The 12137-nt window shown below is 38.4% G+C and carries 11 protein-coding genes; 9 read left to right on the top strand and 2 right to left on the bottom strand.

Features of this window, described 5'->3' with window-relative positions; genetic code table 11:
* Positions 1–13 precede the first annotated feature (13 nt).
* A complete protein-coding gene (locus tag AC59HC_RS04810) occupies positions 14–910 on the bottom strand; it encodes a LysR family transcriptional regulator (protein ID WP_202840846.1) in 897 nt (298 codons plus the stop codon).
* A gap of 131 nt (positions 911–1041) precedes the next feature.
* Between AC59HC_RS04810 and AC59HC_RS04805 the strand changes: the two genes are divergently transcribed.
* Entirely contained in the window at positions 1042–1434 is a 393-nt protein-coding gene (locus AC59HC_RS04805; RefSeq protein ID WP_202840848.1) for a rhodanese-like domain-containing protein, read from the top strand.
* Positions 1435–1451: 17 nt separating this feature from the next.
* Positions 1452–1904, top strand: a complete 453-nt coding sequence (locus tag AC59HC_RS04800) for a GNAT family N-acetyltransferase (RefSeq protein WP_202840849.1) — start codon at positions 1452–1454, stop codon at positions 1902–1904.
* A 75-nt stretch (positions 1905–1979) separates the two neighbouring features.
* On the opposite strand, the gene AC59HC_RS04795 is transcribed toward AC59HC_RS04800, so the two are convergent.
* Positions 1980–2744, bottom strand: a complete 765-nt coding sequence (locus AC59HC_RS04795; RefSeq protein ID WP_202840850.1) for a DeoR/GlpR family DNA-binding transcription regulator — start codon at positions 2742–2744, stop codon at positions 1980–1982.
* A 116-nt stretch (positions 2745–2860) separates the two neighbouring features.
* Between AC59HC_RS04795 and AC59HC_RS04790 the strand changes: the two genes are divergently transcribed.
* From AC59HC_RS04790 to AC59HC_RS04760, 7 genes are all read left to right on the top strand, one after another.
* Positions 2861–4459, top strand: coding sequence for a glycerol-3-phosphate dehydrogenase/oxidase (locus AC59HC_RS04790; protein WP_343642498.1), 1599 nt, complete (start codon positions 2861–2863; stop codon positions 4457–4459).
* A gap of 10 nt (positions 4460–4469) precedes the next feature.
* Complete coding sequence (gene glpK, locus AC59HC_RS04785) at positions 4470–5966, top strand: glycerol kinase GlpK (protein WP_496558091.1); 1497 nt, start codon at positions 4470–4472, stop codon at positions 5964–5966.
* Between the two features lie 21 nt (positions 5967–5987).
* On the top strand, positions 5988–6719 hold the full coding sequence (locus AC59HC_RS04780) for an MIP/aquaporin family protein (RefSeq protein ID WP_496558090.1): 732 nt from the start codon (positions 5988–5990) through the stop codon (positions 6717–6719).
* An 8-nt stretch (positions 6720–6727) separates the two neighbouring features.
* Positions 6728–7537, top strand: coding sequence for a hypothetical protein (locus AC59HC_RS04775; RefSeq protein WP_496558109.1), 810 nt, complete (start codon positions 6728–6730; stop codon positions 7535–7537).
* 158 nt (positions 7538–7695) lie between these two features.
* Positions 7696–8118 (top strand): hypothetical protein, encoded by a 423-nt coding sequence (locus AC59HC_RS04770; protein ID WP_411414595.1) that lies wholly within the window; start codon positions 7696–7698, stop codon positions 8116–8118.
* A gap of 237 nt (positions 8119–8355) precedes the next feature.
* Positions 8356–9333, top strand: a complete 978-nt coding sequence (locus tag AC59HC_RS04765) for a hypothetical protein (protein WP_496558089.1) — start codon at positions 8356–8358, stop codon at positions 9331–9333.
* Between the two features lie 77 nt (positions 9334–9410).
* Entirely contained in the window at positions 9411–12131 is a 2721-nt protein-coding gene (locus AC59HC_RS04760) for a hypothetical protein (RefSeq protein WP_496558088.1), read from the top strand.
* Positions 12132–12137: the final 6 nt, after the last annotated feature.

Below are 12137 nucleotides of genomic sequence, written 5' to 3'. Positions count from 1 at the left end.
TTCAGAAAAAAAACTATCCAAAATTTTGAAAATATTCTTTGAAGTTCAAAAGAAAGTCATTAATATATTTTTTTCCGGCATCCGATTTTCTTACCACCAGATAATGTTTTCTTCTCAAACCTTTACTTCCGATTTTTTTAAATTTCAGCTCATCAGACAGCCTGAATGAATGCAATGCCCATTTCGGCATACAGGTAATCCCCATATTGGCCTGCACCATTTCCAAAGTAACTTCTGTTAACGGAACTGCTGAAATCTTCACAGGCATCATTCCGCTAGGATTAAGGAACCGATCGTAAACAGAAACGGTTTCTAAAGGAAAAGAATGAATGATTAAATGAGCATCCCGAAAATCCTCAGCACTAAGATATTCAGTATCATTTAAAAGGTTTTCTTTATGAATTACTGCAAAAACTTCATCCTCAAAAATCTCAATGCAGATCAATTCATTATTACCGGCAGGTTTTGAAGTGACCACTGCAATATCAATTTCATTGGATATGATTTTTTCCACAGGCTTATGAGTTGCTTCCAATACCAGATCCACTTCAATCTCAGGATATAATACTTTCATTTTCTGAATAAATAACGGTAGTCCCTGATAAAATGAGTAACATTCTGTACTGATTTTTATGGTACCCGCCGCTCCGGCTCTTATCTGTTGAATCTCATTCAGGCCATTCCCTATACTATCTATTACCGTACATGCAGTTTTGTAAAGCACACTTCCCTCCTCAGTAAGCTCCCATTTGTTCCTTGCCCTGTAAAACACTTTAAACCCGAGCTGGATTTCCAGATCTTTAAGCTGATGGCTTAATGCTGACTGTGTCAAAAAAAGTTTTTCAGAAGAACCTGCAATACTCCCTTCCTCCGCAATTGTTTTAATAAGTTTTAAAAACTTGATTTCCATAGCGCAAAGTTAATCATATAACAAAAAACACTATCTGAAAATATTTCATTTAACACTGCAGAACATTCAATTTCAATCTTAGGAAAAGAATAAACCCGATCATAGCTTTGCACTACAAACAATTTAATAGTATGCAAGAACAAATTGAATTCTACCAGAAAAAATTAATGTATGAAATGGATCCTTCAGATTTATATGATGGATTTCAAAACAGCACAGATTACATTGCAGTAGATACCAGAAGACCACATGGCTATAGCAAAGAACACATCCCATCTGCAATTAATCTGCCCCATCAGGAAATGACAGAAGAAAGCACCCGGCACCTTGATAAGTCAAAAATATATGTCTGCTACTGCGACGGGATAGGCTGTAATGCTTCCACAAAAGGAGCTTTAAAAATGACCCAATTAGGATTTAAGGTGATGGAATTAATAGGAGGAATGGAATGGTGGAAATTTGATGGCTATGCCACAGAAGGAACAGATCCTACCAATGGTTCCGCTTTTGTATGCGCCTGCTAATCCATCAACATAAAGATATGAAAATAAGATTCGCCGAAGAAAAAGACATAAGTTCCATTATTGAATTATGTAAAGCCCATGCGCACTATGAAAGAAACTTTTTTAAGGAAGAAAACAAAAAGGAACAGCTCGCTAAACACCTCCTTGATCCGGATTCCCATATAAAATGTCTGGTTGCAGAATCTGATACTGAAATAACAGGATATGCAACATTTTTCAAACAGTTCTCCACCTGGGACGCAGGTTACTATATGTATGTTGACTGCTTATTCCTAAAAGAGAATGCAAGGGGAAACGGAACAGGAAAACAAATAATGGAATTAATAAAAATCCACTCAAAAGAAGAAGGCTGCTCGATGATTCAATGGCAAACCCCGGATTTTAATACAAGAGCCATTAAGTTCTACACTCTGCTTGGAGCGGAAAGAAAAAACAAAAAGAGATTTTTCTGGAAAGTACAAGTCAAATGATTTCTATTTTAAAATAGAGACCGCCTGAAGTCAGATGGTCTCTATTTTTAACTATTTAATTAAGCTGAATACAGCCTATTTTACAATAACCGTAACCCCTCTCTCTTCCAACGCAGACCGGTCTTCTTCACCGATACCATTATCTGTGATCAGATAATCCACTTCGTCCAATGAGGCAATTTTACCAAACCCCTTCTTATTCAGTTTGGACGAATCTGCCAAAACGACTGTCTTATCCGCACACTCAATCATTACCTGATTAAGATGTGCCTCCGCCGCATTGGAGGTACTGATTCCAAATTCAAGATCAATACCGTCTACCCCCAGAAAAAGTTTATTACAGGAAAACTGTTTGAGAATTCCTTCCGAAATGGACCCTACGATTGAAGTTGAACTTTTCCTCACCTCCCCTCCCAGTTGGATCACATTAATATTAGGATTGTTACAAAGCTCAATAGCCACCCTTAGTGAGGACGTTAAAACAGTAAGCGAATTGAAATTCACAAGCATTCTGGCAAGATAATGCATGGTTGTCCCGGATGCCAATATAATACAGTCGTTTTCGTGAATCAATGATAATGCAGCTTTGGCAATAACCTGCTTCGCTTCCACATTGATATTTTCTTTTTCACCCACATTTTTTTCATAAGCATATCTTACCTGCTTACTTGCTCCTCCATGATTTCTGAAAAGAAGCCCCAGGCTTTCGAGATAATTCAGATCCTTTCGGATCGTAACTGAAGAAACATTGAGCTTTTCACACAGATCCTGGACAAGCACATGCCCTTTCTCATCCAGCTCTTTAAGTATTTCATCCTGCCTTGGTAATAGCTTTTCCATTTTATTCGTTTCATCAAAATTACCGATTTTTTCCGATATTTTAAAATTTCATTTATTTTCTTTTTGCTTTCATTTTTAATTTATATATTTGAAAACGAAACATAAACGAAACATTTATGAAACGAAACGAAGAACTCAGTAAGTTAACCAATGTAAAAGAATGGGACTTTATTGTCATAGGAGGAGGAGCCAGTGGTTTAGGTTCAGCATTAGATGCGGTAAGCAGGGGATTCAAAACTTTATTGCTTGAATCTCATGACTTCGCAAAAGCAACATCCAGCAGAAGTACCAAATTGGTACACGGCGGAGTTAGATATCTCGCTCAGGGAGACGTCGGATTGGTAAAAGAAGCATTAAAAGAAAGAGGACTCTTAGCAAAGAACGCAGCACATATTGTAAAAAATCAGTCTTTTATTATTCCTAACTATACCTGGTGGGGAGGAATCTATTATAAGATAGGATTATCTGTTTATGATTTTCTTGCCGGAAAATTGAGCTTAGGTAAAACGAAATACATCAGCAAATCAAAAACCATTGAAAAGCTTCCCACTATTGAACAAAATCACTTAATGAGTGGAGTTGTTTACCAGGACGGACAGTTTGACGATGCCAGACTTGCTATCAACCTTACCCAGACTATTATTGAAAAAGGCGGAAGTGCTGTCAACTATGTTAAAGTAATCAACCTTTTGAAAGATGATTCGGATAAAATAATCGGTGTAGTTGCAGAAGACCAGTTTTCTAAACAGCAATATCAGATCCATGGTAAAGTAGTCATCAATGCCACTGGTGTATTTACGAATGACATTCTTAATATGAACAACCCTAAGCATGGTAAATTGGTGGTACCAAGCCAGGGAATTCACCTGGTACTGGATAAATCTTTCCTGAAAAGCGATGATGCCATCATGATTCCAAAAACATCGGACGGCAGGGTTTTATTTGTTGTTCCATGGCATGACAGAGCTTTGGTGGGAACTACAGACACCCTTTTGAAAGATGAAAGCTTTGAGCCTCGTGCACTGGAAGAGGAAATCAGTTTTGTATTGAATACAGCGAGACAATATTTAGCTAAAAAACCAACGCGTGAAGATGTAAAATCTGTTTTCGCAGGTCTTCGTCCGCTTGCAGCTCCTAAAGACGGAAGCAAAAGTACAAAAGAAGTATCAAGAAGCCACAAAGTCATTACTTCAGAAACGGGATTAGTTTCCATTATCGGAGGAAAATGGACCACCTACCGTAAAATGGCAGAAGATACCGTAAACGAAGCCATGAAAGTTCACAGATTGGGAAACAGCCCGTCTAAAACAGAACATCTTTCCATTCATGGAAATGTAAAACCGGAACAGGTAGACAGAACCAATCATCTGTATGTGTACGGATCTGATATTCCGGCGATCAAAAAATTACAGGAAAGTAATCCGCGCTATGCTCAAAAAATCCACCCGGATCACCCTTTTACTGTAGCAGAAGTAGTATGGGCAGTAAGAGCTGAAATGGCAGAAACGATTGAAGATATCCTGGCAAGAAGAGTACGTTTGCTTTTCCTGGATGCCAGAGCAGCGATAGACAGCGCTCATAACGTAGCAAAAATCATTGCTGAAGAAAAAGGATATTCTGAAGAATGGGCTCAGCAGCAGGAAAATGAATTCATTGAACTGGCAAGAGGATATTTACTAACTCCTTATTCACCTAAAGTAATCAACCTAAATTAGCATTATATACATGAATGAAAAACTAATTCTCGCTCTAGACCAGGGAACAACTTCCTCCAGAGCGATTCTCTTCAATCACAGTGGAGAAATAGAATATGTATCTCAAAAAGATTTCAGACAAATATTTCCTACTCCGGGTTGGGTAGAACACGATCCAAACGAAATCTGGTCTTCACAGATCTCTGTAGCAGCTGAAGTTATTGCAAAGGCAGGAATCTCAGGACTGGAAGTTGCAGCCATCGGAATAACCAACCAACGTGAAACTACAATCGTTTGGGATAAGGAAACCGGTGAACCCATCTATAATGCCATTGTATGGCAGGACAGGAGAACTTCAAAATACTGCGACGAGCTGAAAGAACAGGGACATGCAGAAACCATCAAAGAAAAAACAGGACTGGTTCTGGATGCGTACTTTTCAGCGACCAAGCTGAAATGGATTCTTGATCATGTAGAAGGAGCAAGACAGAAAGCCGAAGAAGGGAAATTATGCTTCGGAACCGTTGATACCTGGCTTGTATGGAAACTGACTCGCGGAAAAATGTTTATTACAGACGTTTCCAATGCCAGCAGAACAATGCTTCTGAATATTCATACTTTAGAATGGGACAATGATTTATTAGAATTGTTTGACATTCCAAGAAACATTCTTCCTGAAGTAAAGCAAAGCAGTGAGATATACGGAGAGACCGCTACTACTCTATTCTCCACTAAAATTCCAATCGCAGGTATTGCCGGCGATCAGCAGGCAGCTTTATTCGGACAGATGTGCACCACTCCGGGAATGGTAAAAAACACTTATGGAACAGGATGTTTCTTATTAATGAACACAGGAACGGAAGCAGTTTCTTCTAAAAACAATCTTCTTACCACTGTAGCCTGGAAAATCAATGGAGAAGTCAACTACGCTTTGGAAGGAAGTGTATTCGTAGGAGGCGCTGCTATTCAATGGCTAAGAGATGGTCTTAAGCTTATTCATTCTTCTGATGAAATCAATAAACTGGCAGCTTCCGTACCAGATAATGGTGGTGTTTACTTCGTACCTGCACTGACAGGTCTTGGCGCACCTTACTGGGATCAGTATGCCCGCGGAACGATTGTAGGAATTACCCGTGGAACTACTGATGCACACATTGCAAGAGCAACATTGGAAGGAATTGCATTTCAGGTTTATGATATTGTGAAAGCAATGGAAGCAGATTCAGGGAGAGCAAGTCTTGAGCTGAGAGTAGACGGTGGTGCTTCTGCAAGTGATCTTCTGATGCAGATACAATCCGACCTATTCGGGTTCAAAACCACAAGACCTAAAACCCTTGAAACAACAGCATTAGGAGCAGCTTACCTTGCCGGACTTGCAGTAGGATACTGGAAAAGTATAGACGAAATCCAGGAACAATGGATTGTAGACAAGGATTTCCACCCTCAGCTGGCCAGAGAACAAGTGGATAAAATGACCCACTTCTGGAAGAAAGCTGTAAAAAGTGCCCAAAGCTGGATAGAAGATTAACTCACTCATAAAAAAACTTATATGACCCCATTTATTGCAGAAGTGATCGGAACGATGCTTCTTATATTGTTAGGCAACGGTGTTGTAGCCAATGTTGTCTTAAAAGATACGAAAGGAAATAATTCCGGATGGATTGTTATTACTACCGCATGGGCATTGGCCGTATTTGTGGGAGTAACCGTTGCAGGGCCAATAAGTGGGGCCCATCTGAATCCGGCTGTAACCATTGGTCTTGCGACTGCAGGAAAGTTTTCATGGGACCTGGTTCCCTCTTATATTGCAGCGCAAATGATTGGAGGAATGCTGGGTGCATTTCTGGTATGGCTGTTTCATAAAGACCATTTTGCGATTACAGACGATGAAGGAGCCAAGCTGGCATGTTTCAGTACAGGTCCTGCTATCAGAAAAACATCGTCCAATCTTATCAGTGAGATTATCGGGACATTTGTACTGGTATTCTGTGTATTCTATTTTGCAGATCCAAGTATTTCCCTGCAGGCAGATCCAACCGCCAAAGTAGGCCTGGGTTCCATCGGAGCGATCCCTGTTACCTTTGTCGTTTGGGCAATCGGTTTATCTTTGGGAGGAACTACAGGATATGCCATTAACCCGGCAAGAGATCTTGCACCAAGAATCATGCATTCCATTTTACCTGTAAAGGGAAGCAGTGATTGGGGATATGCGTGGATTCCTGTAGTAGGTCCGATTACAGGGGCTATTATCGCAGCAGTATTATATGGATTTTTAAAATAAAACACATGATGAAAAAAATCTTAAAAGGGATTTTCCTTCTTGTTTTAGGGACAGGAAAGCTATTTTCACAGGAAAGTGGTGAAGCTAAGGAAACCAAAGAAGGAAGACTTGATTTTACGGCCAATATTCAGAACAATCATTTATGGAGAGGCCTTATTATTACTGATAAGCCTGTTGTAATGGGAAACCTGTCGTATGCCCTGGATGCGGAAAAGAAATGGAAGGTAGGAATCTGGGGAGCTTCTGCGTTAGCGGATGATAAAGACAATACCCATTATAAAGAGATCAATTATTATGTTCAATATTCTGACGGACGTTTTTATATTGGGCTATGGGACCTTTACAATTCCCGAAACATCAATACTGCAGTGGCTGCGGACGATATTTTCAGTTATTCACAGAGAAGAACTGCTCATATTATTGATTTAAGGACCAACTATACTTTCGGGCCATCATTCCCGATCAATATTGAGGCTGATATCATGCTGTATGGAGGAGCCAATGCAGGAGAAGTTATTCTTGAAGCTGATGGGAGTTACAAAAAGAACAGATATTCCACTTATGTACAGGCAAGCTATCCTGTTATTAAGGGACAGAAAGTCAATCTGGATGCATTTGTAGGAGCCGGGTTTGCTCTCAATGATAAAACGTTCTTATATGGCAATGGCAAAAACAGCTTTGACATCGTAAATGTAGGCCTAAAGGCCGGAAAGGTTGTTAAGATTACCGATCATTACAGTCTTCCTGTAACCATGATGGCGATGTGGAATCCATCGAATAAGTTTGCAAGGATTCAGCTTGCGGCAACCGTTTTTTAATCTGATTTTAACTCATTATAGAAAGCCACTCCCAAAAGAAGTGGCTTTATTGTTATAAAAAACTTTGAAAGAGATTTTGTACAACACATCTTTTAAACAACCGTGTTTTTACGGTGAATGTTTTTGCTTAAAAATCTTTACTTTTGAAAAAAATATCTATGAAAAAGTTTTTCAGTATAATGATTCTATGCATCAGTATTTTTACGTGGGCACAGCAGACAGAGCTTCCTTTTATTGGATACAGAGCTTTTGATATCATGAAAGGATATAGTGGCACAGGTACTCCTCATTATTATCTGGATCTCAAAAATAATGGTGATGTACATTTTGGATACGTTCAGGTGAATCAGGCCAGCGGAGAAGAAACAACGGAAGAAATCAATGTTGGTAAATACGCACCCAATAAGGTAATGAAAGTGGTTTTTAAAAAATATGAGGAAACGTTTTTCGTGAAATTTGATAAAGATAAAATCTACCTTACCGATGAAAAAGGAAATGTTAAGAATCTTGAAGGCTGCTGCTCATCCACTGAGAGCATCAATAAAGAAACCTGTACCTGTGAAAGCGAATTTTTTAAGTAGTACAATATAGAGAAAAAGCCACTCCATTTGGGGTGGTTTTCCTGTTGTGGAAAACCACCCCGTCAAATTATAAATTTGCCACCCCTCCGGAGGAGGGGAATCGTTATACAACCTACTGCATTTGAACAAATCATACTACATCAATACAATATTTTTTGCTTATTACCTTTAATCACCGGGATTTTACGGGTTATATTCTGCCAAAATATCTTTATTTTTGAAGGGTGATTTACACCAATGAAACATTTTAAAATTTTATTTCTATTTCTCCTCTTTCTTACTGTATCATGCAACAGGAAAGAGAATCATCCTTACACTTTCTATTACTGGAAAACCAAACTGAAGCTTGACAATGCAGAAAATAAAGCATTGGATAAAGCTACGGTTCCTTACTTATACACCAGATTCTTTGATGTAGATAAAGTAAACGGAAAATTTCAGCCAGTAGCAGTGATTACCAAGGACCCGAGTTTTCAGACAGACAAACAGATTGTTCCTACGGTTTTCATTACCAATCAGACCTTGCTGGGGATCTCTGCAGATGAGATCCGATTTCTGGCAGAAAGCATTCATCTTTTAATTCAAAAGAAAACAGAAGAATATCATCTCAAAACCAATAATGAAATTCAAATTGACTGCGACTGGACTGCGGGAACACGGAATGATTATTTTAAATTTCTGAAAGAACTCAAAAGAGTTTCCGGAAAAGAAATTACCTGTACACTTCGCCTTCACCAGGTAAAAGATAAAAAGCAGACCGGAATTCCTCCCGTAGGAAAAGTGTATCTGATGTGCTACTCTACTTCATCGCCTCTTGAAAAATCTGATAAGAATTCTATCCTGGATGTGAATATTCTGAAAAGCTACCTTTCAAAAATGGAAGATTATCCGATCAAAAATGTTGAAGTGGCACTTCCCATATATTCATGGGGAATTGTTACCAATCATTTAGGAAAACACAGACTTATTAATGCCTTATCGAAAAGAGATCTGGAAAACTCCAGTTTCAAAAAGATTTCAGATCACGAAGTTGAAGTCATGAAAGACGGATTCTACTTTGGAAGTTATTTGAATAAAGGTTTCAAAATAAAGGCAGAGGAAATATCTGAAGAACAGCTTAATGATGTTATTGGGTTTTTACAGAAAAAAATCCCGCATTTTAATATCATTTATTATCAATTAGATAGTAAATTTGTGTCAGACCGGAAATTTTAATCTCCTGGAGATAGAGGCATACTTGCCAGAACACTACCATCATACAATATTAAAACTAAAAAAACACTGCACACCCTATGAAAAAGTATATTCTTTCACTTGCGGTCGTATCACTTTTCTATACACAATCTGACGCCTGTGCGTGGTCGGATCCTGATTATGATTACTTCAACCTTTTTACGCAAACCATCATCAAAGACAAGGCTTATCTCCCCTTCCTGCATAATTATTCAAGCAGATTTTATGGAGGATATAATTCTGCATTGATTCCTGATGATAATGTTGAAACATGGAAAAAGTTTTTTAACAATCAGCTGAGCTATTCCGAAACCCAGAATCTGGTGTATAAGATCAGTATGAACGACCTGAATGCTTTAAAGAACGGAAATCCAACCAACCCTCTTTTACAAAAGCTAGGCACCGGATTTTACCAGAAATATAAGGAAGGTATTAATTATTTGATTGAAGCCAAGTATCTTGAGCCTTATATGAGCATCAATTATATAGAAAGTGAAAACTCATTCTATTACGACAGGGATGCCAACAGAAAAAATGCTACGGCTCTTGATTACCATAAAACCATTGCTGCTTTAACCTCTTTGTACAACGCAGCGAGAAATCCTGAAATCAAGCAGCGGTACGGATATCAACTGGTACGTCTTAATCATTATACCAGAAACTACGATTCTGCTTTGCAGGCTTTCAAAACATATGTTGCTCCCATCAAACTGAAAGGAACGGTCTACTTCATGTCTCTGGACCAATTGGCAGGAGCTCAAAGAGGACTGGAAATGAACAGTGATGCCAACTGGAACTTTTTTCAGGTATTCATGAACAGTAAAGACCGTAAGGAGTCTGCTTTTGTTTCCATGAAACTTTCAGACACTGCCTCTTTCAGCAATATCATGAAAAGAGCCAATACGAATGAAGAAAAGAATATGGCTTACTTCCTTTTGGGTTATGAAGATTTCAACAATCCAATTCCCATGATGGAAAAGATGTATGAAATTGATCCAGATTCCGAGATTCTGAAGGTAATGGCTGCCAGAAGTATCAACGAGCTTGAAAGAAGCTATCTGCCTACCTATTACTACACTTCAGATGCTCAAAAAGCAACGACGAAGGAAAATTCAACGGATAACACCTCAAAAGATACATCTGCAGATTCAACCAAAACTGAGGTGAAAGAAGAAAAGCTTTCTTTCTGGCAGAAAATTGTAAGGTTCTTCAAAAATCTTTTCGGTGGTTCCAAATCTGATAAAACAGGTAATAACGTTAAAGCTGACCAAAGTGATGATGAGTTGTTCAGCAATCCGGACAGAATTCCATTCTATAACAGAACAGGGTATTATTACGATGAGAAGACACAGGACTTCCTTAATGACCTGGAAAAATTCACAGACAAAACAAAAGAAAAGTCTAAGGATGAATACTGGCAGATTGCAGATGCTTATCTTAAGTTTTTAAAGAAAGACTATAAAGAAAGTTCTGAAATTCTGAATGACATCAAAACGACCAATCCGGAATATCTGGAGGAAATCAAAAGAATGAAAGTTCTTAATGATATTGTTTCCCAGCCGAAAATTGATGCAGACTATGAAGACCATCTGATGAAAGAGTATGCGGAATACTTTGTAGAGAAAAAAGTAGAGAAAGACACTGCCACTACAGATAATTTTGATTATTATGGTGAAGTACCTTCTACTGCAGATTTCCTTAAGGATGTTATTGCGAACCGTTACTTCCTTCAGGGAGAGGACGGAAAATCATTCCTGATGAACAATAAACTTTCAGATCTGCAGTACAACCCGAACTCCAGTCTGGTAAAAAGCGTAGAAGAATTTTACAGAAAGCCTGATAAAACCCAGTTTGAGCAGCAGATCATCGCCAAAAACATGGATAGTGTAGGTAATATTGATGCCTTCTTCAATACGATTTATGGAGACCGAGCCATGAGACTTGCCGATTTTGAAAAGGCGAAATCTTATTATGAAAAAGCTAAAAGCTTTGCTGGGATTCCAAGACAAAATTACGAATGGACAGAAAAGAATGGCCAGACCATCACTCCAAAACAATATGCTCCTGCAGAGTACAACGGATTTAAAAATATTTCAAACCTTGTCTTCGGGCATAATGTTTGGGAAAGTTTCGGAAGCCCGGATAGTGAAAGTATGAAAGCAGAAAACTACACTGATTTCCCTTTCATTACAACAAGCATGGATAAGCTTCAACTTGCTGACGCATTGATTCAATTGAAAAAGATTGGAAACGGCACAGGTGAAAAAGCAGCAAAAGCCAATCAGCTTATCGGAAACTTATTGTACAATACTTCTATTTTAGGATACTACCGCGAATTGTTTGTTATGGATATCGACAACAGCAACGGTGGTAAATATGATTTCTGGAATACAGACAGAAAGAATCCTTACAAGTATTATTATAAAAACTTTCTTGATACTTCTTATATTGAACCTGATAATTTTGACCTTCCCATCAATTATTATCAAAAGGCGCTTAAGCTTTCCAATAATAAAGAAGAAAAAGCTAGAATCCTATTCCAGATGGCAAGTGCTGAACAGGGTAAATATTATCAGTATGAAGCCAAGGCACCTAAGGATTTTGATTATTCTGATCCGAAATGGTCTGAAAAAGAAGATGCCAGACAAAAAGAAATGGACAATCTTAAAAACCAGAAGTACAGAACTTATTTTGCTCAGCTGAAGGCTCAGTATTCTGACACTGAAACTACCCGAAATCTGATGGGAAGCTGTAGTTATTTCAACTATTTTATGAGATAAGACAAA

The organism is Chryseobacterium sp. DZ-32 (assembly GCF_059587025.1).
The sequence above is the reverse complement of the archived record's forward strand: the minus strand, read 5'-3'. Positions and strand labels throughout refer to the sequence as shown.